Raw genomic sequence first — 24,890 nt, 5'->3', positions numbered from 1 at the left:
TCCGGGCCGACTGCGTGGAGGCCAACCGTACTGGACGGTAAGGGAGTCAGTCGCGGCCCCCCTTGTCGCCGGAGGGCCACACTCCGGTCGACCGCTCGATGGCCGTCGCCCCCGTACGGTCCACCGCGCTGCGGACGACCGCGAAGATCGCGCCCTGGATGGCCGCGGCCAGCAGGATCTCGCCCCAGCCGCGGTCCTTGTCCAGCGCGTCGGGGGCGTCCTCCTCGTGGCGTATGGCCTTCCAGGTCGCCCGGAACGCCATTCCGGCGAGAGATCCGCTCGCCCAGCCGAGCGCGAACCCGAGGGGCTTGTAAACGAGAGGCAGCTTCTTCTTTTGCACCTGGGTCTCCTTCGGCCTACATGTCCCGGCACTATGGCGAGTGTCCCGTTGAGCGGCATATAAGCAGACGGACGGTTCAGGGCCGGCCCGCCGCCGGCACCTCCTCGCCCTCGGGCACCGGCCCCGGCGGACTCCCGTCCCCGAAGGGGCGCCCGCCCAGCTCCTCGCGGCCGTGCGAGGTGAGCCAGCCGGACAGGTCCGGCCCGAGCGGCACGATGCCGGTCGGGTTGATGCCCGTGTGGACCTGGTAGTAGTGCCGCTTGATGTGGTCGAAGTCGACCGTGTCCCCGAATCCGGGCGTCTGGTAGAGGTCACGCGTGTACGCCCACAGGACCGCGTCCTCCGTCAGCTTCCACCGGTTGCACTTGAAGTGGCCGTGGTAGACGGCGTCGAAGCGGACCAGCGTGGTGAACAGCCGGATGTCCGCCTCCGTGATCGTCTCCCCGACCAGGTAGCGGCGCCCCGCGAGCCGCTCCGACAGCAGCTCCAGCTGCCGGAACACTCCCTCGCAGGCAGCCGCGTACTCCTTCTGGCCGGTGGCGAAGCCGGCCCGGTACACCCCGTTGTTGACGTCCTCGTACACCTCCGCCATGACCTCGTCGATCTCGTCGCGGAGGTCCGCCGGGTAGAGGTCGGGCGCGCCTTCGCGGTGCAGGGCCGTCCACTCGGTGGCGAGGTCCAGGGTGAGCCGCTGGTAGTCGTTGGTCACCAGACGGCCGGTCGGCACGTCCACGAGCGCGGGCACGCTGACGCCGCCCGGAGCGCCCGGCTCCCGGGCCTCGTACGCCTCGCCGAGGTACCGGATGCCGAGTACGGGGTCCCGGCCGCCGGGGTCCAGGGTGAACCGCCAGCTGCGGTCGTCCTGGATCGGGTCGGCGATGGCCATCGACAGGGCGTCCTCCAGCCCCAGCAGCCGCCGGGAGATCACCGCGCGGCTCGCCCAGGGGCACGCCCGGCTGACGACCAGGCGGTAGCGCCCCGCCTCGACCGGCCAGCCGTCCCGGCCGTCCGCCGTGACGCGGTCCGCGAAGTGGCTCTTGGACCGCTTGAAGGACTTCCGCCCGTACGACCTGTTGCCCTCGGTGTCGCTCATACCTGGCTCCTTCCGTGCGCCTGCTCTGGGGAGGGTTCCCCGAAAACCGCCGTCGCCCCGTGTGAGGGCCGGTGGGAGGGGCATTCGGCCGAGATGAGTCACAAGCCCTCCACACCGTCCGATCGCAGGACCCGGGTCACCGTGCTGGTGGCGCTGGCCGCGAACCTCGTGATCGCCGTGGCCAAGGCCGTGGGCGGGCTGATCGCGGGATCCCCCGCACTGCTCTCGGAGGCCGCGCACTCGGTGGCCGACAGCCTGAACGAGGTCTTCCTCCTCGCCGCGCTGCGCCGCAGCCGGCGCTCCGCCGACAGTCGGCACCCGTTCGGTTACGGAAAGGAACGCTTCTTCTGGTCGCTGCTGGCCGCGGTCGGGATCTTCGTGATGGGCGGCTGCTTCTCCTTCCTCCAGGGCTTCGAGGCCCTCAGCAGGGGGAGCACGGAGAACCACGACGGCTATGTGGTGGGGCTGGTCGTCCTCGTCGTCGCCCTGTTCGTCGAGGGCGTGTCCCTACTACGGGCGCTCCACCAGGTGCGCAAGCAGGGCGGCCTCGCCGCCGGAGTCGGTGACCCGGCCCTGCGGACGGTCATCGCCGAGGACGGCACCGCCGTGCTCGGTGTGACTCTCGCGATCGCCGGGATGGTTCTTCACATGATCACCGGCCGGATCGTCTGGGAGGCGTCGGCGTCGCTCGCCATCGGGGCGCTGCTCGTGTACGTGGCGTACCGGCTGGGCCGTGACGCACGCGACCAGTTGATCGGCCAGGCCACGGATCTGGAATCGAGCAACCGTATCCGCTCGCTGCTGGACGCCCAGCCCGAGATCGACTCGGTGGAGGCCCTGCTGACCATGCAGCTCGGCCCCGACTCGACGCTCGTCGCCGCCCGGATCGACCTGGTCCCCGGCCTGGACAGTGAGGAGGTCGAGCTGGTCGCCGAGCGCATCAAGCGGTCCGTGTCCCACACGATTCCGGAGGCCGACCAGATCTTCCTCGACGTGACGGACGCCGCCGTCGCGCGCCGCTCCGCACGGGCCGAACACGTGGGTTCCGGCACCGGCGCACACGTCGGCGGCCCCGCCGCGACGGGGGAGCGCGGCGGGGCCTGAACGTCGGGTGCCCGGCCGTCCGGGAATCATGCCGACTTTCTTCGAACGAGTTCCGGGCGCCGCCGCGGAGCCCCCTGTCGGGACCAGGACGACGGGCCGCACCGGGGCGGTGCCCCGTTTCGGCCCACGGTCATGTGCCCGCGCCGCTCACTCCCCGGCGGCCGGCTCCAGTACGAAGACCGGGATCTCGCGGTCGGTCTTCTTCTGGTAGTCGGCGTACGCCGGATACGCCGCGACCGCCCGTTCCCACCACTGGGCCTTCTCCTCGCCGGTCACTTCGCGCGCCGTCATGTCCTGGCGCGTCCCGCCGTCCTGGAGCTCCACGTGGGGATCGGCGACGACGTTGTGATACCAGACGGGGTGCTTGGGCGCGCCGCCCAGCGAGGCGACGGCGGCGTACGTGCCGTTGTGCTCCACGCGCATGAGCGGCGTCTTGCGGATCCTCCCGCTCTTGGCACCCAGGGTGGTCAGCACGATCACGGGCAACCCCGTGTCCATCAACGTCGTTCCCTCGGTTCCGTTCGAGCTCTCGTACAACTCGACCTGATCACGTACCCACTTGGTGGGGCTGGGTTCGTACTCGCCCTTGAGAGGCATGACATCCATCCCATCGATCGTCGTTCGTGCGACTCGTGCCGGCTCCTGGTTGAACACGGCGACCCCAGTGATTTCATCCCAGCATGCGTACGGCCAGGGCCAGGATCACGGTGCTGGACACCAGTGCCGTCACCAGCCGCCCCCGCCGACCCGTCAGAACCCGGCCCAGCAGCGCACCGCCGCCCGCGAGCAGCAGCTGCCAGCTGGCCGACGCGGCGAAGGCGGCGAGGACGAACACACCCTGTTCCAGGAGGCCGACGGCCTCGCCGGCACTGCTGCCGAGGACCAGCGCCGCGAAGTACACGACGGTGGTGGGGTTCAGCATGGTGATGGCGAGGAGGGCCAGGTACGCGCGGCCGGGGCTCACCGGCGTCCGGTCGGACCGGGTGGCGAGCCGCTGCTCGCGGTACTGGCGGAGTGCGGTGACTGCGCCTTGTACGGCGAGGGCGACGAGTACGAGTCCCGAGGCCCAGCGCAGCGGGACCAGTACGGGCTGGAGGGCGGTGGCGAGTGCGGAGCCGCCGAGCGCGGCCACCAGGGCGTAGAGCCCGTCGGCCGTCGCCACGCCGAGCGCGGCGCACACGCCGATCCGCAGGGACGTACGGGCGGTGAGGGAGACGAGGTAGGTCGCGACCGCTCCGACGGGGATGGCGATGCCATAGCCCGCGAGAAGCCCCGCGACGAGCGCGGCGGTCACGACCGCGGAAGTGAGAGCCTCCGCGGTCGGCCGGACTGCTGCTGGACCCGCACCGGACGAGCGGTGGCGAAGGTCGGCGGCAGAAGGGCTTCGGTCGTGGTCATGGGCAGATGGTGGCGTCGGGGCAGCCACCGGGGCAACTCATTTGTCTCGTACGGGAAGGCGTCACGTACGCGCGTGGGGAAGGGCTGCGGCACACGTGAGGTGCGCCGCAGCCCTTGTGCCGCCGCGTCGGGCGGACCGACTAGAACGGGAAGTGCGCCTGCTGTGTCGCCAGCGTCACCCAGCGCGTGTTGCTGAACGCCTCGATGCCCCAGCGCCCGCCGAAGCGGCCGTATCCGCTGCCCTTGAACCCGCCGAAGGGGGCGTTCGGTTCGTCGGCGACGGACTGGTCGTTGACGTGCACGATGCCGGTACGGATCCGGCGGGCGACCTTGAGCCCGTGGGTGCCGTTCTCGGTGATGATCCCGCAGGTCAGTCCGTGTTCCGTGGCATTGGCGAAGGTGATCGCCTCGTCGTCGGTGCCGAAGGTGCTGATCACGGCGAGCGGGCCGAACGCCTCGCCGTGGTAGAGGTCGGCGTCCTCGGGCAGGTCGGTCAGCACGGTCGCCGGATGCACGGCGCCCTCGGGGGCGGCGCCGCCGGTGAGCACGGTGGCGCCCTTGGCGACGGCGTCCTCGACGAGCGCGGCGACCCGGCGCGCGGCGTCCGTCGTGACGAGCGGGCCGACGACGGTGTGCGGGTCCGCCGGGTCACCGGACGCCAGCGACTCGGTCTTCGCGGTGAACTTGGCCGTGAACTCCTCGGCCAGGCTCTCGTGGACGAGGATCCGGTCGGCGGACATGCAGATCTGCCCGGAGTTCATGAAGACGGAGAAGACGGCGGCGTCGACCGCGTAGTCGACATCGGCGTCGTCGAGCACGATCACGGAGTTCTTGCCGCCGAGTTCGAGGACCGCGGGCTTCAGATGCCGGGCCGCGTGCACGCCGATGATCCGGCCGATGGCCGTGGAACCAGTGAAGTTGACGGCCCGAACGCGTTCGTCGGCGATCAGGGCCTCGGCGACGGCGGCCGCGTCCTCCGGAGCGTTCGTGATCACGTTCAGGACGCCGTCGGGGAGGCCCGCGTCACGCAGGACGTCCGCGACGAACAGTCCGCAGGCGATCGGCGCGTCCTCGCTCGGCTTCATCACCACGGTGTTGCCCGCGGCGAGCGGCGCGGCCACCGCCCGGACGCCCAGGATGACCGGGGCGTTCCACGGCGAGAAGGCGGCCACGACACCCACCGGTTCGCGGATCGCGAGCCCCAGCGCGCCCTCCTCCTGCGCGCTCAGCACCTCGCCGCGCGGCGCGGTCACCGCGGCGGCGGCCTCGCGGAGGATGTTCGCGGCCAGTCCGACGTTGAACATGGCCCAGGGCCGGGTCCCACCGACCTCGCCCGCCATGATCCGTACGGCCTCGTCCGTGCGGGCCTCCAGCAGGTCGGCCGCGGTGAGGAAGATCTTCCGCCGCTGGGCGGGCCCGAGCGCCGCCCAGTCGGCGAAGGCCGCGTCGGCGGCGTCCACCGCCCGGGTGACGTCCTCGACGCCGGCCGCGGCGACCGTGGCGTACACCTGTGAGCTGTAGGGATTCACGTCCTCGGCGGTGCGCCCGGAGGTCGCGGGCAGGTCCTTGCCGCCGATCAGCAGGTCACGATGGAGGGTCATGCGCGGCTCTTCCCGTCATGCGAGGCGATACGCCGTGCTCCGCAAGGCAAGCGTGTTCGCCTGGTGAACAATTCTCCGTTGAATCTTCAAATGGAGTCTGCAACTCGACGGGGCATCGGTCAATGGCCGACGGTCCCGCCGTGTCCCTCCACCAGCATCCTGGCCGCCCGTCCTGCCTGCTCGGCGGGCTTCGGGCCGCTCTGCTCGATCCCGGCGGTGACCATGGCTCCCTCCGCCAGTAGATACACCTGTGCGGCCAGGGCGGGGGGCAGACCGGCGTCGTTCACGAGACCGGCCAGATATTCCTTGAAAGCCCTCTTGTGGGTGCGGACCTGGGCGGTGACCCGATCCGACGTCGCGCCGAGCTCCCCGTACGAGTTGATCCAGGCGCAGCCCCGGAAGTCGGGCTCACGGAACCACTCGCCGAGCCAGTCGAAGACCGCGACGATGCGCCGCGCGGGATCATCGTGCCCGGCCACGTGGTCCGCCAGCCGCTGCCGCCAGCGGATGTCACGACGCTCCAGATAGGCCACGACCAGCTGCTCCTTGGCGGGAAACAGCTGGTAGAGCCGTTTCAGCGAGACCCCCGACGCGCCACGGATGTCGTCCATGCCGACGGCCTGTATGCCCCGCCCGTAGAACAGGGCTTCCGCCGCGTCCAGGGCCTGATCCCTGGCGACCGCGCTGTCCATGTACCGGACCACTCCTTGATGTCTTGACGGGAGAACCACCGTTCTCTACGTTAGCAGCCACACCGGAGAACGTGCGTTCTCCTACTCGTCGCACCGCCATCGAGAGGAAGCCGTCATGACCGACCGCCCGCCCCTGCCGCCCTTCACCCGTGAGACCGCGGCCCAGAAGGTCCAGGCCGCCGAGGACGCCTGGAACACCCGCGATCCCCACAAGGTGTCGCTCGCGTACTCGCAGGACTCGGTCTGGCGCAACCGCGACACCTTCGTCACCGGCCGCGCCCGGATCGTGGAGATGCTCACCGACAAGTGGGGGCGCGAGCAGGAGTACGCCCTGCGCAAGGACCTCTGGGCCTTCGACGGCAACCGCATCGCCGTCCGCTTCCAGTACGAGTGCCGCGACGCAGATGGCCAGTGGTGGCGCTCCTACGGCAACGAGCTGTGGGAGTTCGACGAGCACGGCCTGATGACGCGGCGCGAGGCCAGCATCAACGACGTGCCGATCGAGGAGAAGGAACGCCGGATCCACGGCCCGCGCCCGGACACGGAGCGAGGGGATTCCTTCCCCGTCCAGTAGCGGGCCGCAAGGCGCCAGGGCGGCGAGGCGACGTTCAGTAGGGTTCCCGGGTGACTGAACAGGCCCGGAAGCCCTTCCTCTACGTCGTCGTCTGCGCCGCCGGAGTCGCCGAGGGGGTCGAGGAGCTGATCACTCTGGCGCAGGAGCGGAACTGGGACGTCGGGGTCTTCGCGACCCCGATCGCGACGGGCTTCTTCGACACCGCGGCGGTCGAGTCGCGGACCGGCAGGCCGATCCGGTCCGCCTGGCGTGCCCCGGGCGACCCGCGCCCCTTCCCCGACCCGGACGCCGTCGCCGTGGCGCCCGCGACCTTCAACACCGTCAACAAATGGGCGGCCGGGATCTCCGACACCCTCGCCCTCGGCACACTCTGCGAGGCGTACGGGATGGGGGTGCCGATCTCCGTACTGCCCTGTGTGAGCGAGGCGTTGACGGCCCACCCCGCATACCAGGACAGCCTGAAAAGGCTGCGCGGGATGGGCGTCCGGTTCGGCGAACACGCCTTCGGCGGTCCGGCGGGCCGGGAGTTCCGCTGGGAGCAGGCCCTGGATCTCCTGGAGCGCTGACCCGGTCCCGGGCCGGGTGTCAGTGCCCCAGCTCCTCCCTCAACTCCGGCTGCAGCAGCTCCCGATGAGCCCGTACGAGGTCGTCGCACAGGTCCCAGATCCGCTCCACCGGAAGGGCCGCCGCCGTCGCGGGGTCGGCCATCGCGGCGTGGCGGATGTGCCGCGGGTCGCCGTCCGTGGCCGCGCGGACGACCAGGTCGGTGACGGAGACGTACGCGCTGTTGAGCGCCGCGCACTGCGGGGGCAGTGACCCCACGCGGGTCGGCTGGACGCCCAACGCATCGACCAGGCAAGGCACTTCGACCACGGAGTCGGCGGGCAGGTTGTCGATGAGCCCGCGGTTCGGGACGTTCCCGTAGATCGTGCGTGGGGTCCCGGTGACGACACTGTGGATGACCTGGGGTGCGTACTCCATGGTGCCCTCGACGGGCAGCGGAGTGTCCGCGAGGAGGGCCCGGCGGGTGCGCTCGTAGTCGGCGGTGTTCTCCTCGATGATGTCCAAGTACGCGCCCACCGGCAGCCGCAGACGTTCGATCTCGGTGTCGTGGTGCAGATACCAGGGAACGTACTCGGCCGAGTGCTCGCTCGTCTCGGTGGGGTAGTGGCCCAGCCTGCGGTACATGTCGACCCGTACGCGGCGCAGGAGACCCGGATCCTTGGTGATCGCGGCGTCGAGGAGCGGGTGGAGGTCGCGGCCGTCGCGCTCGAAACGCAGCACCCAGGCCTGGTGGTTCACGCCGGCCGCCAGATAGGAGACCTCCTCGAAGGGGACACCCGCCAGCTGTGAGAGGTCGTGCATCGTCCAGTACACCGAGTGGCACAGGCCCGTCACGCGCAGGGCCGGTGCGATCCGCGACAGGTACAGGACGTTCATCGCCATCGGGTTGGTGTAGTTCAACAGCAGGGCGTCCGGGCAGAGTTCGGCCATGTCCTCGGTGAGGGCGCGCAGCACCGGGAAGGTGCGCAGGGCCCGGAAGATGCCGCCGATGCCGAGGGTGTCGCCGATGGTCTGGCGCACTCCGTAGCGGGCCGGGACGTCGAAGTCCTTGCGGGTGGCCTCGTTCATACCGACCTGGACGGTGTTGACCACGAAGTCCGCGCCTTCGAGGGCCGCGCGCCGGTCGAGGTGCGCGGTGATCGTCGGTTTGGCGCCGCGCTCGTCCGCGATGTGGCGGGCGGCTCCCTCCGCCGTGGCCAGCCGTTCCTCGTCGATGTCGTGCAGGGCGATCCGGGCGTGCCCCAGCTCGGGGAAGGCGAACAGGTCGGCCAGGAGCCCCTGCGTGAACACCACGCTGCCGGCTCCCACGAAGGCGATCTTTACCTCGGTCATGTGCGGCTCTCCAGGTCGGTGCGGGTGAGGGCCTCGCGCCACGTCGGCTGCGCCGCCGTACCGCCGTGGCCGCGGGTCGAGAGCGAACCGCAGACGGCGGCCAGCGCAAGCGATGAGCGCAGGTCAAGACCGCGCAGGGTCGCCGTGACGAATCCGGCGTCGAAGCTGTCGCCCGCGCCCACGGTGTCGATCGGCTCGACCGGCATGGCCGGAACGCGCCGGACCCGGTCTCCGTCGTGGGCCAGCGCGCCCTCGGAGCCGTCCTTGACGACGACCAGCGGGACGATTCCCGCCAACGCGGCTGCCCCTGCCTCCAGTTGGGTCTCACCGGTGAGCGCGCGGGCCTCGGCGGCGTTCGGCAGCAGGATGTCGGTGAACTCCAGTACCGGGTCGAGCAGTTCGCGGTCCCAGCTGCCGTCGGGATCGTCGTTGGTGTCGAGCGAGGTACTCGCCCCGTGGGACCTGGCTCCGGCGAACACGGCTGGCAGGGACCGTGCCAGACGGGGCATCAGGAAGAAGGACCCCGCGTGCACGTGCCGGGTGTCGGCCAGCAATGCCTCGGGCACGTCCTGCGCACTCGTCGCCGTCAGACAGCCGGGCGAGGTGAGGATGGCCCGGTCGCCGTCCTTGTCGTTGAGCACCACGGTGAGGGGCGTGGGCAGTTGGGGGTCGGTGGTCAGGTGAGTGACGTCGACGCCGCGGTCGGTGAGCGCTCCGCGGACGAACGCGCCCGCGGGATCGTCCCCCACACGCCCGGCGAAGGCCACCCGCAGCCCAAGCCGTGCCGCACCGCACGCCATGATGGCCGCCGAGCCGCCGAGGACCAGCCCGCCCCGCTCGACGAGCTGTTCACGCTGGCCGAAGGCCATCGCGTGGGGCACCGGACCCACCACGACATCGGGATTGACGTCACCGATCACCAGGAGGTCGAAGGAACGGGACAAGGCGGCTACCCTTTCAGTCCGCTGGACGTGAGCGACTGGACGAACGTCTTCTGCGCCAGCAGGAACGCCACCAGGACCGGCAGCACCGTGATGACGTTGCCCGCCATCACCGCGGACCACCGCGCGTGGTGCTGCCCCTGGAAGGTGGTCAGACCCAACTGGAGCGTGTACTGCGTGTCGTGGTTGATCGCGATGAGCGGCCAGGACAGGTCGTTCCACGTCGTGAGGAACGTCAGCACCGCGACCGTCGCGAGGGCGGGCCGGGCCAGCGGCATGACGATCGAGAAGAGGACCCGCAGCCGCGAACACCCGTCGATCCAGGCGGCCTCCTCGATCTCCCTCGGCAGCGTCAGGAAGAACTGCCGGAACAGGAACACGGCGAAGGGCGTCACCAGCGACGGCACGATCAGCGCGCCCAGCGTGTCGATCAGACCGAGCCACTTCATCACCAGGAAGGTCGGGATCATCGTCAGCTGGAACGGGATGACCATGGTCGCCAGCATCAGCCCGAGCAGCACCCGCGACCCCGCGAACCGCATCCGCGCGAACGCGTAGCCGCCGAGCGACCCGAACAGCAGATTCGACACGACGGCGACCGACGCGACGATCAGCGAGTTCGCGAACCAGCGCGGGAACATCGCGTTGCCCAGCACATACCGGTAGCCGCCCAGATCGATGCCGTCGGGCCACAACGCCGGCGGAAACCGGTTGATCTCCGCGTTCGTCATCACCGAGCTCAGCAGCAGCCACACCAGCGGCAGCGCGAAGGCCAGCGCCAGCGGGGCGAGGAGCAGATGCCAGGGGTTCACCCCGCGCGGACCCGTCACGCGCGGGCCCACCCCGCGCGTGTTCACCTTGAGCGCACTCGTCGGACGCGTGCTCATCGGAGGGCTCCTTCCACGACACGACCCTGCCGGCGCCGGACGACACGCAGGGCCACCCCCGCGACCAGCAGGGCCAGCGCGAGGACGTACGCGGCCGCGGCCCCGTATCCCGCCGTGAACATCTGGAACGCCTGCTGCCAGACGAAGTACACGATCACGGTGGTCGAGCCGAGCGGGCCGCCCTTCGTGGTCACGTACACGAGGTCGAAGACCTGGAGCGCGGTGATCAGCTGCCACAGCAGCAGGAAGACCGTCACGGGGGTGAGGGCCGGGAGGGTGATGTGCCGCAGTACGCGCCACCGGCCGGCCCCGTCGATGCGGGCGGCCTCGACGAGTTCGCGCGGTACGTCCTGCAGCGCGGCGAGGTAGACGACCACGCAGAAGCCGACACCGCTCCACAGGGAGATCAGGACCAGCAGATGGATGGCCTGGTCGGGGTCGGTCAGGAAGCCCTGCGGCGAGATGCCGAACTTGTGCAGCAGCGAGTTGGCCGCGCCGAACTCCGGATCGAGGATGAACGAGAACAGCACGCCCTGGGCGGCCGCGGACACCACGAACGGGATGAAGAGCAGGGTCCGGTAGAGGCCGATGAACCGGATCCGCCGGTTCAGGGCGAGCGCGAGCGCCAGACCGCCGAGCAGGCTCAGCGGCACGAACAGCGCCGCATACAGCAGCGTATTGCCCACCGCCGTATGGAAGTTGGGGTCCTGGGCCAGCGCCCGGTAGTTGTCGAGACCCACCCAGCGGCCCGGCGTGACCAGGTCGTCGGCGCGGAACGACAGCAGCAGCGACCAGACCACCGGGACGATGCCCAGGCCCAGGATGACGAGAACCGACGGCGCGATGAAAGCCCAGGCGGTGGCCTTCTCCCGCCGGGCGCGCCGCCGCGCACCGCGCCGTGAGACGGCCGGCGCCCGCGGCTGGGACTGCGGCGCGAGGGTGATGGCGCGGGGCAGTGATGTCATGCGGCCTTCCTCCCTTGGTACAGCGCGGGGATCAGCACAGGTCGAGCGAGGGATCCGTGAGGGGTCCGGATCCGTGCGGGGTCAGCGCGGGATGAGTAGCGCCGCGTCGGCCTTGTCGGCGCACCGGCGCAGCGCCTCGGCGGGGGAGTCCCTGCCGAGCAGGACCGAGACGATCGCTTCGCCGAGGGCCTGGGAGATCTGCGGATACGCGGCGTGGACGGGCCGGACCCGGGCGGAGTCCAGCGCGTCGGTGAACACCGCGAGCCCAGTGGTCTCCCGGGAGTGGGTCCGCCACTGCGGGCGCCGCTCCGTCGCGGAACCGAGGGGCAGGCTCCCGGCCCGGATGTCCCACCGGGCGTCCTGCTCCGGCCGCATCATCCACCGGACGAACTCCACGGCTGCCCGCGAGCGCGCGGTGCCGTTGTCGAAGACGGTCCAGGTGTCGGGGCCCGAGATCGTCACCGGGCGCCCGCTGTAGGACGGCAGCGGTACGACGTCGTAGTCCACCTCGGCGTCCAGGATGTCCGGAAGTTGCCAGGGCCCGGTCGCCACCATCGCCATCCGGCCGCCCAGGAACACCTGGTACATCTGCTCGCCGCCGGGCTTCGGGTCGACGTACACGCTCTTGTCCTCGACGAGTCGCCGCAGTGTGTCGAGTGCTCGGACGCCCTGGCCGGCGAAGCCGATGCTCCTGCCGTCGGCGGCGACGACGTCACCGCCCAGGTCCCAGATCATCGGCCACAGCCGCCAGACCGTGTCCTCGTCGCCCGTGCCGGGCCAGCCCGTTCCGAAGACGCCCCGTCCGGAGTCGGTCAACTTCCTTGCCGTGTCGGTGAATTCGTCCCAGGTCCAGCCCGCTTCGGGGAAGGGGACACCGGCCTGCCGGAACAGCTTCCTGTTGTAGACGACGGCCAGCGAGTCGAGCAGCGCGGGAGCGGCCCGCACCTTGCCGTTGACGGTGACCGCCTCGCGCACCGGCGCCCAGAAGCTGTTCCAGGCCGTGGGGCCGCCGCGCATCGCGTCGGTCAGGTCGACGACCCGGGGGCTGCGGGCGATGCTGGCGAGGTCGGAGCCGAAGACGTACGCGATGTCCGGGTACGAGCCGGCGGCCAGCGCAGCCGTCACCTTCTGCAGCATCGCGTCGGAGACGACCCCGCCGCCACCGGCGTCCACCCGGATCCTCGGATGCGTCCGGTTGAACTCCGTGACCAGCGCCTGAATGGCGTCCTTGGCGATGTCGACCTGACCGTGCCACAGCTCCACGGTCACCTTCCCGTCGGCACCCACGCCGTCGGACGCGCCCTGCGAACAGGCGCCCAGGAGGGGCGCGGCGGCGACAGCGGCAGCCCCCTTGAGCAGGCCGCGGCGCTCAACAGGGCACAACACACCTCGGGTCCGAGTCATCGGGAGCCTCCGTCAGCGGGTCTTGCGGACGTAGTCGGCGCTGTCCGGCGTCGACACCAGCACATCCCGGCGCACGATGCTCAGCCGGTCGCCGAAGCCCGAACGGGCCTTCCTGAAACCGTTGTCGGTGTACTCGATCACGACGACCCGGTCGTCGAACGCCTCGGCGTACTCACCGCATTCGTCGTACTCGCCGCACTCCTCCGCCACCGCGAAGTCGAGCCCCGTACGGCCTCGTTGACCGGCCAGCTCGACGGTGTTCTTCTGTCCGATGGCCAGGCCCCGGGAGTGCGTGTGGTCCGAGAGCAGCTTGATGAAGGCGGTGGCGTCGGCCGCGCTCAGCAGCCCGCGGGAGCGGGTGAAGCTGTCGAAGTTGTCGGGCTCGACGGCGTCGTAGCCCTTGTCCGCGCAGCCGTCGATCCACTCGTTGATCCGGCCGGCGACGCGTTCGCGCTTGGCGGGTGTGCCGATGTCGAGCAGTGCCTCGTCCCAGTCGCCGTCGACGACGACCTTGCCCTTCTTGTCGCGCAGCAGCAGGTCGGCGGGCCAGTCGTCCCGCTCGTCCGGCTGGGCCTGGAACGCGTTGACATAACAGATGTTGTAGAGGCCGCGCGCGGGTTCGGCCTCGCGGTCGCGGGCGACGATACGGACGCCGGCGGGCGGCGGATAGGCGCCACCGATCTGGTAGTCGAATCCGGCGTGCACGGGCGGCAGCCGAACGGCCTTCGGGCTCGGCCTCGTGGACTCGTCCGGACCCTTGTCGTCCGGATCCGACGTACAGGAAGCCAGTGCGGCGAGGACGATCAGGGCGATGGTCGCCCTGAACACTCCCACGCGGGCGCCACGCTTGACGGGCATGTCCGCTCCATCAATCGCGAGTACGTCCCCGCCTCGGACCCCGTGACGGTCCTGGCGACTTTGGCCGGACTGAGAACCTTGTCCGATACCGGCTGGGCGTACCTCTGCGTGCCGGGCTGCGGGCCTGGGCACGCCCAGGATCAAACCGTGCGAAATTCTGCGCGTCAAGTCCGCGCAGGGTTGTGGGGCGGCTCCGCCCGGACCGGTGTGTTGTTGGCCGCGGGTGGGTGGGGGCTGGTCGCACCCGACGACGCATGGACCGGCCACCCCACAGGAACGCCCAACCGACCAGACGTTCTAGTGTTTGATCATGATCCGAGAACACGTCACCCTCGCCGTCCACGACCACGGCGGCGAGGGCGCCCCGCTCCTGCTGCTGCACGGCGCCGGCCGTACTCTCGCGGACTGGGCCGCCGTCGCCCCGCTTCTCGCCCGCCACCACCGGGTGCTGGCCGTGGACCTCAGGGGCCACGGATTCTCGCCGGACGGGACGTGGAGCATCCCCGAGGTGCTCGCCGACATCGAGGCGGTCCTGGACACGCACGGCATTCCCGGGGCGCTCCCCGTCGGCCACTCCCTCGGCGGGATGCTCGCCGTCCGGTACGCCCTGGATCACCCCGGGGTCACTCCGGGCGCGGTGAACCTGGACGGATTCGGGTGGGGACGGCCCGGCCAGTACGTCGGCCTCGATCCGGCGTACGTCGAGGAACGGCTCGCCCAGATGCGGGAGTTGGCCACGACGGTGGCGGGCCAGGTCGTTCCCCCGGGCGGCCTCAGGGACCTGCTCGCCCAGCAGCGGGCGATGTCCGCGCAACTGGGCATCCCGTACGAGCTGCTGGAGGCGGGAGTCCGGCGTTCCGTCCACGAACGCGCCGACGGACAGCTGGAGTTGCGGCCAGGTCGGGAGCACGCCCTGGAGATGCTGGCCGAGATCGACTCGCTCGACCTCTTCGCGCTCTTCCACCGCATGGAACGGCCCCTGCTGCTCGGCCGCGCGCTGCGGCCGGTCCCGTCGATCCCGGGCCTCGACTGGTTCGACGGACTGATGGCGGCCTACGCGACGGGACTCGCCCGGGATCTCGCCGAACTGGCCCACAGCCGTGCCGAGGTGACCGTCGCCGACATCGACGGCACCCACGCGATGCTGCTGGAGAACCCGCGCCCGGTCGCCGACGCCATCCTGGGATTCGCCGCGCGGCTCTCCGCCGGCTGACCGTGGGCCCCGCCCTGCGAGCGATGGCTGTCCGGAGCACCGAACACGGGAGACGGCCGCTCGGCCATGGTGCCGTGCCGGCAGCACCGGGCTACCGTTTCGTGAGGCCGACGCCCGTTCCCGCACGGGCACGACTTCCCGTACGGGGGCGACTTCTCGTACGGGCATGACGTCTCGTACGGGCACGAGGAGAACCGTGACGGATGCAAGGAGAACCGTGAGCACCCCGCACAAGCCGCTCGTGATCCTGCAAACCGACCCGCACCCCAAGGAACGCATCTTCACCCGGGACGCACTGACCCGGTTGCACGATCGCTTCGCCGTCGTGGAGCCGGACACCGAGGAAGCCTTCGACAAGGTGCTGCCCGACGCGTTCGCGGTCGTCGGCCAGCCCGATCTGCCGGCCGAACGTCTCGCCCGGGCAGGGGAGTTGAGGGCCCTGCTCAACGTCGAGGGCAACTTCTTCCCGAACGTCGACTACGAGGTGTGCTTCCGGCGCGGCATCCACGTCCTGGGCTGCGGACCCGCCTACGCCCAGGCAGTCGCCGAGTACGCCCTCGGGCTCGCGCTCGACCTCGCGCGCGGCATCAGCCGTGAGGACCGAGCTTTTCGCGCAGGACGCGAACGGTACGTCTCCGACGGCAACACCGACGCCGTACTGCTGCGCGGCGCGGACGTCGGCCTGATCGGATTCGGGAACCTCGGCCGCAGCCTCCACCCGCTCCTGGCGCCCTTCCGTCCCACCCTCCGCGTCTACGACCCCTGGCTGCCGGCCGCCGTCCTGCGCGAGCAGGGACTCGTCCCGGCCGGCCTCGACGAGACCCTGACCCACAGCCGGTTCGTCTTCGTCCTCGCGACCGTCACGGACGACAGCCGCCATCTGCTCGGCGAGCGCGAACTCGGCCTGCTGCCCGACGGCGCCCGGCTCGTACTGGTCAGCAGAGCGCCCGTCGTGGACTTCCCCGCGCTGCTCGCGCGGGTGGCCGAGGGCAGGCTGCTCGCGGGCATCGACGTCTGGCCCGACGAACCCGTCGCCGCCGACGACCCGTCCCGCGAACTGGAGGGCCTGGTCCTCTCCGCCCACCGCGCGGGCGGCATCCCGGAGGCCTTCCTGACCATCGGCGACATGGTCGTCGACGACCTGACCCTGCTGGCCGACGGGCTGCCGCCCGCCCGGATGCAGACCGCGGCGCGCGAACTCGTCGGCCGATACCGCAACCGTCCCGTCACCTGAAGAGTCCGGCCGTGCCGTGCTTTCCCGGGAGACGCCCCGCGGACCCCCGGCCGCGGAAGCACGTCGCCCGACGTGCCCGGAACCGCCCCTGTGAGGTGCATTTCAGTGAACATCCCCTGCGAGGGCCTGCTGTTCGACAACGACGGCGTGCTGGTCGACTCGGACCTCGGCGTCGACCAGGCATGGAGCAAGTGGGCCCGCGCCCGAGGTCTCTCCGCCGACCGGGTCACCGCGATGGTGCACGGCAGGCGCTCCGCCGACACCGTCGCACTGCTCGTGCCCGACCCCGGGGAACGGTCCGCCGCCCTCGCCGAGATCGACCGCCTGGAGATCGAGGCGGCGGCCACCACGACCGCACTGCCCGGCGCCCTCGACCTGCTGACGAGCCTGCCGCGAGGCAGCTGGGCCGTGGTGACCTCCGGAGTGAACGCGCTCGCCCGGGCCCGCATCGCCGCCGCGGGCCTGCCCCTGCCGCCCGTGCTCATCACCGCGGACGACGTCACCCACGGCAAACCCGCCCCCGACGGCTATCTCGCGGCCGCCGGGAAGCTGGGCACGGACCCGGCACGCACGGTCGTCCTCGAGGACAGCGCGGCCGGCGCCACGGCGGGGGCGGCGGCCGGGGCGTACGTCATCGGCGTCGGGCCGCGCGGTCTGGACACCGACGCCCTCGTCGTCGTACGGGATCTGCGCGGGGTGACCTGGCACGACGGCGTACTCGACCTGGGCACGGCGGAGTTGCTGCGCTCCTGACCCGGCGGGATTCCGACGGCCTCAGTGCGGGCCCGCCGGTTCGAACTCCGTGCCGCACGGGCCCGCGCCCTCGCTCTCCCGCAGCGGCACCGGGTCCCCGCTCATCGTCAGGGTGGGGTAGAAGCGGCCGATGCGCTCGGCGGAGCGGCCGACGTAGTGGCCGATGTACGAGCGGCGGAAGCGGTCGGCGCTGCGGTTGGGCTGGGAGCCGTGCACCAGGCTGCCGTTGAAGAACAGGACGTCCCCCGGCTCCATGTCGACCGGAACGGGGGCCAGTCCGGGCGGCGGCGGGACGTACTCGCGGGCGAACGACAGCCCCTCGTCGGCCTCCTCGGGGCAGAACACGTCCATGCGGTGGGTGCCCGGGACCACTTCGAGGCCGCCGTTCTCCCGGTCGATCACATCGCAGGCGACCCAGGCGGCCACACAGGTGCCCGGCTCCACCCGCAGATAGAAGTTGTCCTGGTGCAGGGCCTGGCCGCGGGCGCCCGGCGGCTTGAAGTAGAACATGCTCTGCGCGGCCAACACCTCCTCGCCCAGAAGCAGTTCGAGGATGTCCCGCAGCCGGGGTTCGAGGAGGTGGCGCAGCGCCAGGTCGTTGATGCGGTGCGGGTTCATGACCCGGGGGTAGACGTGCAGCGGGTCCGCGGGGCCGGTCGTCTCGGTCGCGCGGGGTTCGAAGTGCCCGGGGACCGGTCCGCGGGCGTGCAGTGCGGCGAACTCGGCACACAGCGCGTCGATCTCGGCCGGGGCGAACAGCCCGCGCGCCACGGTGAAGCCGTCCTGCTCGAAGCGCCGTACGACATCCCCGCTCGCGCCTCCGCCCGCGTCCGTTTTCGCGCCCCTGTCCGTGACTGTCATACGACCGTCCCTTCGCGTCGGTGTCCTGCATGGTCCACGCTAGGCAGAAGTGCCTTCCGGGAGGATGCCTGTGCGTGCTGACCAGTTGCCCGAGCCTGCTGCCCCGTCACCGCCGCCCGGCCTGGTGACGGTCGGCCGCTTCGACCAGCACCCCGGCTACAGCGTCAGCCGGCCGGGTGGCGCAGACAGCTGGCTCTTCGTCTGGACCACGGGTGGTGAGGGCCGACTCGCCCAGGGAGCAGCCGAGACGGATGCGGGCACGGGTGACCTCGTCGTCCTCGGCCCGGACCTGCCCCACCACTACGCCGTCGCACCGGGCGCGAGGCACTGGGCGTTCTGGTGGGTGCACTGCCAGGCACGGCCGACCTGGACGGACTGGCTGCGGCCGTACGCGCTCGGGGACCGGCTGTACGCCGTCACACCGGTCCCGGACGGCGTGCGCGGCCGGCTGGAGTCGGCGTTCCGGCGGATGCTCACGGACGCCCGGTGGACGGGCGCGGGCGCTCCACCGAAGGAAGAGCCCTTGGAGGAGCCCGAGGACGGCCGGGTCGCCGTGGCCCACGGGACCGCCGCCCGCGAGCTCACCCTCTGCTCCCTGGAGTCCGTCGTCCTGCTCGCCACCGCCACGGCACGCGGGGAACCCGACCGGTCCGGCCTCGACGTACGGATCCGGCAGGCCGAGGCGCTCATCGCGGCCGACCCGGGCGCCCCGCACACCGTGGAGTCACTGGCGGCAGGGGTCTCGCTCTCGGCGTCCCGCTTCGCGCATCTCTTCACCCAGCAGCTCGGCCGGTCCCCGATGCGGGCGCTGCTGATCGCCCGGCTGCTGCACGCAGCGCGACTGCTGGAAGCCACCGACCTGCCGGTGGAACGGGTCGCCGCGGCCTCCGGCTTCAGCAGCCCGTTCCACTTCAACCGGGTCTTCCGGCAGCGCTACGGAGCCCCGCCCGGCGCGTACCGGGCCGGGCTCCGACGCTGACGACCGTCGTGATCTAGTCGCGCGGCGGGCAGCGCTCGGCGGCGAAGGCCGCCAGCCAGGCCAGCGGGGCGTTCCAGTTGACCGTCACCTCGTTGGTGGAGTACGAGCCGATGTCGTCGATGTAGCAGGCCGCGGGGGAGCAGCCGGCCAGGTGCTCCTGCGCCACCGGGTCCTGCAGACCGCTGTTGGGGCCGCCCGCGAGGGAGCCCGCAGGCGGGTTCGGCAGCGAGGCGTCGTACTGGTTCGCCCAGAACCGGTGGTGCTGGTTGCGGGCGTACGTGTCGCCGTAGCCGGTGACGTAGGAGAGATCGAGGGTGTTGCGGCCCAACAGGTAGTCCATCGACTCCAACACCCCGGCGCGGTACCGCTGTTGGCCGGTGAGCGCGTAGGCCGTCGCCATGACGATCGCATTGTTGGTGACCTGGCTGTTGGAGCCCCACACGTAGCCGTTCGCGGGGATGGGCACGGCGTAGCCCTGGCCCGCCATCATGGCGAGGTGTCCGTCGGCCGCGGCGGTCACGGACGCGCGCACCCGCCTGATGTCGGAGGCGGGCAGCCCGTTCGGCACGGTCGCCAGGGTCAGCCGGCCGAGCGCCGCGGTGTCGGCCCAGTTGAAGCCGGTCGGCGTGAGCGCGCCGGACGAGGTGTGCCAGGGCGAGGAGGTGACCGCGTCCCGGTAGGCACGCTCCCCGGTCGCCGCGTACAGCTCGGTCGCCGCCCAGTAGAAGTCGTCGGTGACCTGGGTGTCGTTGTAGGGGCCGCCGCCCGTGCTGTCCGATTCCGGGGCGTACAGCGCGGGGTTGGCCTTCGCCGCGGTCCACGCCGTGCGGGCCACGCTCAGACACCGCTTCGCGTACGTGGAGTCGTACGGCTTGAAGACACGCGCGCACTGGGCCGCCGTGGCGGCGAGGTTGAGCGTGGCCGCAGTGGAGGGGCGGTGCAACTCGCGCGGCTGGGAGTCCAGTTCGGGACGGGTCGGGATGCCGGTCCAGGCCGCGTCATGGATCTTGTGGAAGGCCATACCGGCGTAAGGCCTGCCCTCCGGCACCTGCATCCGCATCAGGAAGTCGAGCTCCCAGCGGGCCTCGTCCAGCACGTCCGGGACGCCGTTGCCGCGCTCGGGTATCCGCAGGGTCGAGTCGCCGAGCGCGGACGCGTTGCCCGCTCGCTTGGCCCGCGCGAAGGAGTCGACGAGCGTCCAGGCGGAGATCCCGCCGTTGACGACGTACTTGCCGTGGTCGCCCGCGTCGTACCAGCCGCCCCGAACGTCCTGGGTGTAGTCGCACACCCCGGCCTGACAGGGCACGTTCGTGTCGCCCTGGTTCGGTGCGACCCCGATGTGCCCGGCGGGCCGCGCATAGGCGGGACCCACCAGCGAGGCCTCGATCGGCGTGCCGCTGCGCTGGTGGTAGAAGAACGCCATCGCGTCCGAGCGCAGGCTGTCGTAGAGATCCGCGCGGATGTCGAAGGGCGCGCTGCTCAGCCCGTCGACCACCAGGACGAAGCCCGAGCCCGCCTTCCGGTACGCGGAGAAGTCCGCGGTGTGGGTGGCCTCGCCCGAGGCCGTGTCCGTGCCGTGTACGACGGTTCGGCCGGAGGCGGCCACGGCGCCCGACGCGTTGCGCAACTGCCAGGTCAGCGGCTGGGCCGCCGAGGTGACCACCGTGGCGCGCTTGGGGCCGTCCGGCAGGTAGCCCGCCTGGTTCACGCGCACGGGCGTCGTGGCGGTGGCGGCCGGGTCCGCGGCGGCCGGCGGTGCGGCTGACGGTGACGCGGCGGACGGCAGCCCGGTCGCGCCGGGTGCGAGGGCCATGCCGCCGGAGAGCAGGGCCGCCGTCAGCAGGGCGGCCGTCGTGCGTTTTCTCGTACGGCGTCTTGTGGGACGGCGGTGCACGTGCGGGAACGTGAGCATGGAGCGCCTCCCGGTGCCTGGACTGGGTCCACGGATGCCGTCTCACGGGGACGACAGGACAGTGGGAGCGCTCCCAAAACGGAGCATTGCATGACCATGTCACAGCGTCAATGCTCCGCGCACGACCTGGCCGGGCCGCGGCGGTCGACCCGGTTGAGGTGGCCCGGTCGAGGTGCCCCGGGGCGTGCGCGCCTCAGCCTCCGAACACGCGCAGTGAGAGCCAGAGGGCCACCACGGCGGGGATCAGCGTGGCGGGCACGGTGATGAGGCCGAGGCGCGTGAACTCGCCGAGATCGACGTCGTGTTCGTGCTGATGCACGATGCGCCGCCACAGCAGCGTGGCCAGCGATCCGGCGTAGGTGAGGTTGGGGCCGATGTTCACCCCGAGCAGTACGGCGAGGACCGGACCGGGGCCCGCCACGGCCGCCAGGGGCAGCAGCACGAGGACGGCGGGCAGGTTGTTGATGAGGTTCGCCAGGACGGCGGCGAGGGCCGCGATGCCGAGCAGCGCCGACAGGCTCGACGAGTCGGGGACCAGGTGGCCGAGCACGTCCGAGAGGCCGTTCTCGACCACGGCACGCACCACGATCCCGAGTGCCAGGACGAAGGCGAGGAAGGCCGGCGAGGCGGCGCGCGCGACGGCGAGCGGTGTGGTGTACCCGCGGATCAGCGCCCGGCCGGCCAGGACGAGCGCCCCGGCCAGCGCCGCCCAGGCCGGTTCGATGCCGAGCGCGGACGCCACGGCGAAGCCCGCGAGGGTACAGGCGACCGTGACCAGCGCGAACACGGGCGGCTCGACGGGCTCGACGGTGGCAGGCTCCGGGGCGTCGCCCCTGAGGTCGTCGGCGAAGAAGCGCCGGAAGACCAGGTACTCGGCCGCGATGGCGACGGCCCACGCGGGCCCCATCAGCACGGCGAACCGGGTGAAGCTCAGACCGCTGGCCGTGAACGCCAGCAGATTGGTGAGGTTGGAGACGGGCAGCAGCAGCGAGGCCGTGTTCGACAGATGGGCGGTGGCGTACACATGGGGCTTCGGGCGGGCGCCGAGCCGGGCCACGGTCGCGAACACCACCGGCGTGAGCAGGACGACGGTGGCGTCCAGGCTCAGCACGGCCGTGATCACCGAGGCGAGAACGAAGTTGGCGGCCAGCAGTCGTTGCGGCCGCCCCTTGGACGTACGCGCCAGCCAGGCGCCGCACGCCTGGAAGAGCCCCTCGTCGTCGCAGAGTTTGGCGAGTACGAGCACCGCGGCCAGGAAGCCCACGACGGGTCCGAGCAGCTCGGCCTCGGCGCGTGCCTGGTCGAGCGTGATCGCGCCGGCCGCGATCACCACACCGGCGGCCGGGACCGCCACGGTCGCCTCCGGCAGGCCGAAGGGACGGATCACGGCACAGGCCAGTACCGCCACGAGGAGAACGGCGGAAAGGGCTGTGGCGAGCGTGGAACTCAGGGTTCGTCCTTCGGGAGTGATTGTCGGTTTCGTTGAATCGAATCAGACGGCCTGTTGCGGAGGCGAACGGGGGTGAGTCGAAGACTCCGCCGTCAAGCTCCTTCCCTGCGTTCTTGGGTTGCATATTCCAACGAATTACTGGCGGCAGCCCTCTTCTTCGCGATGCCAAATCGGTACTTACTTCAGGTAACTTGAGAGTGTGCCATTCCGAATCGCATTGCTTCGGGCTTCTGTTGACACTTTGTCTCCGCCAAAGACGTTGCTGGGAATGGAGGATTGAGAGCGGTCTCTTGTTCCGGGGCGGTGCGTTGTGCAAAGGTGCACCCGTCAGCGTGCAGGAAAAATTTCGTACCCCTTGGTATGGACTATTTCTGCGGGGGCTTTGGAGGAAAGTGCACGTGAGCGACGCGACCCCGTCGAATTCCCCTACAACCGGAAGCCTGTTCGATGCGACGGACGAACGGCTCACGGCGGACCTGAAGAGGGGTTCGGGCAAGACACCCGCCCAGTATCCCTCCGGGGAACTGCTCTCCCGGCACTGGGTGCCGGTCTTCTCGTACGCCCGACTGTGCACGAACGGTGCGCAGTACGCCGGAATGCTCACCACCGCCGCATTCACCCGGCTCTTCGGGGAGTCGGTTCGGCGCACCGGACCGAAGGCGGCATGGCGACCGCAACTGCTGGTGACCGTGCGCCGAATAGCGGGCGAATGGGACGCGGACAAACGCCGGGAGCTGCTCCGTCCCGAGTTGCGGTCCGACCCGAACGACAAGGAACGCGCCGCGGACCGGCTTCTGCCGCCGGAGAACAGGCGGCTCGTGTCCCGCGCGTTCCATCGGCTGCCGGAGTCCGCCCGCTGCGTTCTGTGGCACGCGGAGGTGGAGGCCGAGGATCTCGCGGTACCGGCCCGCCTGCTCGGGATCTCCGTCGAGGACGTTTCCGTCGCGCTGGACCGGGCGCGGGAACTGCTGCGCCAGAACTGCCTGGAGAACCATCGCGAACTCGCCCCCGACGAGGAATGCCGCCGCTACAGCCGGCTGCTCGACGTGTCGCTCCGGCCCGGCGGCAGGATCTGCCCCGATCTGCAGGAGCACCTGGCAGGCTGCCCGCACTGCCAGTCCTCGGCCGGCCAACTGGACCAGTCGGGCGGCCGTCTCGCCGGCCTCCTGGCCGAGGGGGTGCTCGGTTGGGCGGCCCAGCAGTATCTCCACTCCAGGCCGGGACGCCGGGTCCGGGCGGAGGAGGCGCAGGCGGGCCCCGTGGTGTCGGTGGCTCCGGGCATGGACCCGCACCCGGGAGTGGGGTCCTACCCGGAGGCTGCGGGATCACAGCCGGGCACCGGGCCCGGGACCGGCACCGCGTCCGGGCCGGGTTCCGCCCCCCAGCCGGGTGCAGGACGTCCCTCGGAGGCCGACGTCTACGCGGACACCGATTCCGTCTGGGGGCCCAGCCCTCGGCAGGCTCCTGATCCCTCTGGCGTCGGCCCCCGTCCGGATCTCGCCCCTCACCCGGGAGCAGGCGCCCACCCGGCTGCCGGTCAGGCTTTCGGTCCGGGCACCGGTCCGAGCGCCGATCCGGGGTCGGGAAGCGGGTCTCACCCGAGTGCGAGCGGCCACGCGAGCACGGCCAACACCCCAGGTGCCGGCCCCCACCCTGATGCCGGTCGTCGGCCGGGCGCCGCTCTCCACAGCGGGGGTCCGCGCCACGCCGTACGGCTTCCGCCGCACGCGGACGCCCGCCCGGGCGAGCCCGGCAGGCGCTCCCCGCGCCGACGCAACCTCGCCCTGGCGATCCTCGCCGTGAGCGGCTGCGTACTCGTGCCACTGGTCCTGTGGTCCGGCGGGGACAACGCGGGGCAGCCCTCCTCCTCGGATGCCGGAACGGCGTCGGAGGAACCCGACACCAGGCCGACCAGGATCGGCACCGGCGGCACGACCGGCACGCTGAGCGGGCGGCTCCGCAACGTCGCGAGCGGCGACTGCGTCGGGATCGCCGACGGCAAGGCGGTCGCGGGCGTGGAGGCCGTCGTCGCCACCTGCAGTTCCTCGGAGCGCCAGCAGTGGGCGTACGAGAGCGACGGTCTGCTGCGCAGCCTGGCCGACAAGGACATGTGCCTCGACTCCCGGCTCCCCTCCTCCGTCCGGCTGGGCCCCTGCGACGGCGACGAGGACCAGGTGTCCGTCCGCTACGACCTCACCCTTGAGGGAAACCTGGTGCCCCTGGGGCGACCGAAGCTCGCACTGGCACCCGTTTCGGGCGACGAGGAGACGGGCCTGGTCCTCAAGACCCGTAGCGAAGGCAAGGCCCAGCGCTGGGAGATCGACACCTCGGTGGACTCGCTCCAGATGGAGTGGATCACGTCGTACACCAACAGCGACACGGCCAAGCCGACGCGCACCCCGAGCGCGAAGCCCACCCGCACACCACCCCCACCGCCCCCGAAGCCCGCGCCCTCCCAGACACCCCCTCCGCCTCCGCCCCCGACGCCCGCACCCGCTCCGAGCTGGGTGTGCTACGGCTACTACTGCTGGTACGACGGCGCGTCCGGTGGCTATGGCGGTGGCTATGGAGGTGGCGGCTACGGGGGCGGTTACGGCGGTGGCTATGGAGAAGACGGCTACAGCGGCGGATACGGCGGATACGGCGGATACGGCGGATACGACGGGGGCGGTTACGGAGGCGGTGGCTACGGAGGAGGCGGGTACGGCGGCGGCCGGTGAGTTGACGGCCCGTCA

23 protein-coding genes are annotated in these 24,890 nt (G+C 71.1%); 8 read left to right on the top strand and 15 right to left on the bottom strand.

From position 1 onward, the window contains the following. Positions 1-46: 46 nt before the first annotated feature. Entirely contained in the window at positions 47-340 is a 294-nt protein-coding gene (locus ACZ5VQ_RS29705; protein WP_362076084.1) for a DUF4235 domain-containing protein, read from the bottom strand. Between the two features lie 76 nt (positions 341-416). Next, positions 417-1,433, bottom strand: coding sequence for a glutathione S-transferase family protein (locus ACZ5VQ_RS29700; protein ID WP_469107564.1), 1,017 nt, complete (start codon positions 1,431-1,433; stop codon positions 417-419). 93 nt (positions 1,434-1,526) lie between these two features. On the opposite strand from ACZ5VQ_RS29700, the gene ACZ5VQ_RS29695 reads away from it, so the two are divergent. Then, entirely contained in the window at positions 1,527-2,537 is a 1,011-nt protein-coding gene (locus tag ACZ5VQ_RS29695) for a cation diffusion facilitator family transporter (protein ID WP_469107563.1), read from the top strand. 147 nt (positions 2,538-2,684) lie between these two features. On the opposite strand, the gene ACZ5VQ_RS29690 is transcribed toward ACZ5VQ_RS29695, so the two are convergent. The 4 genes from ACZ5VQ_RS29690 to ACZ5VQ_RS29675 form a co-directional block, all read right to left on the bottom strand. Beyond that, on the bottom strand, positions 2,685-3,134 hold the full coding sequence (locus tag ACZ5VQ_RS29690; RefSeq protein WP_469107737.1) for a nitroreductase family deazaflavin-dependent oxidoreductase: 450 nt from the start codon (positions 3,132-3,134) through the stop codon (positions 2,685-2,687). A gap of 73 nt (positions 3,135-3,207) precedes the next feature. Next, positions 3,208-3,831, bottom strand: coding sequence for a LysE/ArgO family amino acid transporter (locus tag ACZ5VQ_RS29685; RefSeq protein ID WP_469107562.1), 624 nt, complete (start codon positions 3,829-3,831; stop codon positions 3,208-3,210). A gap of 244 nt (positions 3,832-4,075) precedes the next feature. Then, positions 4,076-5,536 (bottom strand): aldehyde dehydrogenase family protein, encoded by a 1,461-nt coding sequence (locus tag ACZ5VQ_RS29680; protein ID WP_469107561.1) that lies wholly within the window; start codon positions 5,534-5,536, stop codon positions 4,076-4,078. Positions 5,537-5,655: 119 nt separating this feature from the next. Continuing rightward, positions 5,656-6,228 carry a TetR/AcrR family transcriptional regulator gene (locus tag ACZ5VQ_RS29675; RefSeq protein WP_469107560.1) on the bottom strand — a complete coding sequence of 191 codons (573 nt, stop codon included), beginning with the start codon at positions 6,226-6,228 and terminating at the stop codon, positions 5,656-5,658. 115 nt (positions 6,229-6,343) lie between these two features. Between ACZ5VQ_RS29675 and ACZ5VQ_RS29670 the strand changes: the two genes are divergently transcribed. Both ACZ5VQ_RS29670 and ACZ5VQ_RS29665 read left to right on the top strand, forming a co-directional pair. Beyond that, positions 6,344-6,802: a nuclear transport factor 2 family protein gene (locus ACZ5VQ_RS29670; RefSeq protein ID WP_469107559.1), complete on the top strand. Its 459-nt coding sequence runs from the start codon at positions 6,344-6,346 to the stop codon at positions 6,800-6,802. 50 nt (positions 6,803-6,852) lie between these two features. Further along, positions 6,853-7,368, top strand: a complete 516-nt coding sequence (locus tag ACZ5VQ_RS29665) for a flavoprotein (RefSeq protein WP_469107558.1) — start codon at positions 6,853-6,855, stop codon at positions 7,366-7,368. Positions 7,369-7,387: 19 nt separating this feature from the next. Here the strand turns inward: ACZ5VQ_RS29665 and melA are convergent, their stop codons facing one another. The 6 genes from melA to ACZ5VQ_RS29635 all read right to left on the bottom strand — a co-directional run bounded on the left by melA (position 7,388) and on the right by ACZ5VQ_RS29635 (position 13,753). Then, entirely contained in the window at positions 7,388-8,698 is a 1,311-nt protein-coding gene (gene melA / locus ACZ5VQ_RS29660) for an alpha-galactosidase (RefSeq protein WP_469107557.1), read from the bottom strand. After that, positions 8,695-9,642 (bottom strand): carbohydrate kinase family protein, encoded by a 948-nt coding sequence (locus ACZ5VQ_RS29655; protein WP_469107556.1) that lies wholly within the window; start codon positions 9,640-9,642, stop codon positions 8,695-8,697. Before ACZ5VQ_RS29655 ends, melA begins: the two co-directional genes overlap by 4 nt. Positions 9,643-9,647: 5 nt before the next feature. Further along, the gene (locus ACZ5VQ_RS29650; protein WP_469107555.1) at positions 9,648-10,526 is read right to left on the bottom strand and encodes a carbohydrate ABC transporter permease; all 879 of its coding nucleotides are present in this window, start codon (positions 10,524-10,526) and stop codon (positions 9,648-9,650) included. Next, the gene (locus tag ACZ5VQ_RS29645) at positions 10,523-11,491 is read right to left on the bottom strand and encodes a carbohydrate ABC transporter permease (RefSeq protein WP_469107554.1); all 969 of its coding nucleotides are present in this window, start codon (positions 11,489-11,491) and stop codon (positions 10,523-10,525) included. The genes ACZ5VQ_RS29650 and ACZ5VQ_RS29645 overlap by 4 nt, the downstream gene beginning before the upstream one ends. An 81-nt stretch (positions 11,492-11,572) precedes the next feature. Continuing rightward, positions 11,573-12,895 (bottom strand): ABC transporter substrate-binding protein, encoded by a 1,323-nt coding sequence (locus tag ACZ5VQ_RS29640; RefSeq protein WP_469107553.1) that lies wholly within the window; start codon positions 12,893-12,895, stop codon positions 11,573-11,575. A gap of 12 nt (positions 12,896-12,907) precedes the next feature. Next, positions 12,908-13,753: an endo alpha-1,4 polygalactosaminidase gene (locus ACZ5VQ_RS29635; protein WP_469107552.1), complete on the bottom strand. Its 846-nt coding sequence runs from the start codon at positions 13,751-13,753 to the stop codon at positions 12,908-12,910. A 310-nt stretch (positions 13,754-14,063) separates the two neighbouring features. Between ACZ5VQ_RS29635 and ACZ5VQ_RS29630 the strand changes: the two genes are divergently transcribed. The 3 genes from ACZ5VQ_RS29630 (at position 14,064) to ACZ5VQ_RS29620 (ending at position 16,953) form a co-directional block, all read left to right on the top strand. After that, complete coding sequence (locus ACZ5VQ_RS29630; protein ID WP_469107551.1) at positions 14,064-14,966, top strand: alpha/beta fold hydrolase; 903 nt, start codon at positions 14,064-14,066, stop codon at positions 14,964-14,966. Positions 14,967-15,183: 217 nt separating this feature from the next. Further along, entirely contained in the window at positions 15,184-16,200 is a 1,017-nt protein-coding gene (locus ACZ5VQ_RS29625) for an NAD(P)-dependent oxidoreductase (RefSeq protein WP_469107550.1), read from the top strand. Between the two features lie 105 nt (positions 16,201-16,305). Continuing rightward, entirely contained in the window at positions 16,306-16,953 is a 648-nt protein-coding gene (locus tag ACZ5VQ_RS29620) for an HAD-IA family hydrolase (protein ID WP_469107549.1), read from the top strand. A 21-nt stretch (positions 16,954-16,974) separates the two neighbouring features. On the opposite strand, the gene ACZ5VQ_RS29615 is transcribed toward ACZ5VQ_RS29620, so the two are convergent. Then, on the bottom strand, positions 16,975-17,814 hold the full coding sequence (locus ACZ5VQ_RS29615) for a phytanoyl-CoA dioxygenase family protein (protein WP_469107548.1): 840 nt from the start codon (positions 17,812-17,814) through the stop codon (positions 16,975-16,977). A 64-nt stretch (positions 17,815-17,878) separates the two neighbouring features. Between ACZ5VQ_RS29615 and ACZ5VQ_RS29610 the strand changes: the two genes are divergently transcribed. Then, positions 17,879-18,793 carry a helix-turn-helix domain-containing protein gene (locus ACZ5VQ_RS29610; RefSeq protein ID WP_469107547.1) on the top strand — a complete coding sequence of 305 codons (915 nt, stop codon included), beginning with the start codon at positions 17,879-17,881 and terminating at the stop codon, positions 18,791-18,793. Positions 18,794-18,806: 13 nt separating this feature from the next. Here the strand turns inward: ACZ5VQ_RS29610 and ACZ5VQ_RS29605 are convergent, their stop codons facing one another. Together ACZ5VQ_RS29605 and ACZ5VQ_RS29600 are read right to left on the bottom strand one after the other, a co-directional pair. Next, on the bottom strand, positions 18,807-20,705 hold the full coding sequence (locus ACZ5VQ_RS29605) for a glycoside hydrolase family 9 protein (protein ID WP_469107546.1): 1,899 nt from the start codon (positions 20,703-20,705) through the stop codon (positions 18,807-18,809). Between the two features lie 193 nt (positions 20,706-20,898). Next, positions 20,899-22,155 carry an SLC13 family permease gene (locus ACZ5VQ_RS29600; protein ID WP_469107736.1) on the bottom strand — a complete coding sequence of 419 codons (1,257 nt, stop codon included), beginning with the start codon at positions 22,153-22,155 and terminating at the stop codon, positions 20,899-20,901. A gap of 398 nt (positions 22,156-22,553) precedes the next feature. On the opposite strand from ACZ5VQ_RS29600, the gene ACZ5VQ_RS29595 reads away from it, so the two are divergent. Then, entirely contained in the window at positions 22,554-24,875 is a 2,322-nt protein-coding gene (locus ACZ5VQ_RS29595) for a ricin-type beta-trefoil lectin domain protein (RefSeq protein ID WP_469107545.1), read from the top strand. Positions 24,876-24,890 lie beyond the last annotated feature (15 nt).

The sequence above is a fragment of the Streptomyces sp. NPDC033178 genome (assembly GCF_055577685.1).
This window is presented reverse-complemented; position numbering and strand designations above follow the sequence as displayed.

Coding starts and splice junctions, on each gene's coding strand:
- ACZ5VQ_RS29670 (WP_469107559.1), top strand. CDS start 6,344: ATGACCGACCGCCCGCCCCTGCCGCCCTTCACCCGTGAGACCGCGGCC.
- ACZ5VQ_RS29610 (WP_469107547.1), top strand. CDS start 17,879: ATGCCTGTGCGTGCTGACCAGTTGCCCGAGCCTGCTGCCCCGTCACCG.
- ACZ5VQ_RS29650 (WP_469107555.1), bottom strand. CDS start 10,526: ATGAGCACGCGTCCGACGAGTGCGCTCAAGGTGAACACGCGCGGGGTG.
- ACZ5VQ_RS29700 (WP_469107564.1), bottom strand. CDS start 1,433: ATGAGCGACACCGAGGGCAACAGGTCGTACGGGCGGAAGTCCTTCAAG.
- ACZ5VQ_RS29680 (WP_469107561.1), bottom strand. CDS start 5,536: ATGACCCTCCATCGTGACCTGCTGATCGGCGGCAAGGACCTGCCCGCG.
- ACZ5VQ_RS29690 (WP_469107737.1), bottom strand. CDS start 3,134: ATGCCTCTCAAGGGCGAGTACGAACCCAGCCCCACCAAGTGGGTACGT.
- ACZ5VQ_RS29645 (WP_469107554.1), bottom strand. CDS start 11,491: ATGACATCACTGCCCCGCGCCATCACCCTCGCGCCGCAGTCCCAGCCG.
- ACZ5VQ_RS29615 (WP_469107548.1), bottom strand. CDS start 17,814: ATGACAGTCACGGACAGGGGCGCGAAAACGGACGCGGGCGGAGGCGCG.
- ACZ5VQ_RS29635 (WP_469107552.1), bottom strand. CDS start 13,753: ATGCCCGTCAAGCGTGGCGCCCGCGTGGGAGTGTTCAGGGCGACCATC.
- ACZ5VQ_RS29640 (WP_469107553.1), bottom strand. CDS start 12,895: ATGACTCGGACCCGAGGTGTGTTGTGCCCTGTTGAGCGCCGCGGCCTG.
- ACZ5VQ_RS29605 (WP_469107546.1), bottom strand. CDS start 20,705: ATGCTCACGTTCCCGCACGTGCACCGCCGTCCCACAAGACGCCGTACG.
- melA (WP_469107557.1), bottom strand. CDS start 8,698: ATGACCGAGGTAAAGATCGCCTTCGTGGGAGCCGGCAGCGTGGTGTTC.
- ACZ5VQ_RS29695 (WP_469107563.1), top strand. CDS start 1,527: ATGAGTCACAAGCCCTCCACACCGTCCGATCGCAGGACCCGGGTCACC.
- ACZ5VQ_RS29630 (WP_469107551.1), top strand. CDS start 14,064: ATGATCCGAGAACACGTCACCCTCGCCGTCCACGACCACGGCGGCGAG.
- ACZ5VQ_RS29675 (WP_469107560.1), bottom strand. CDS start 6,228: ATGGACAGCGCGGTCGCCAGGGATCAGGCCCTGGACGCGGCGGAAGCC.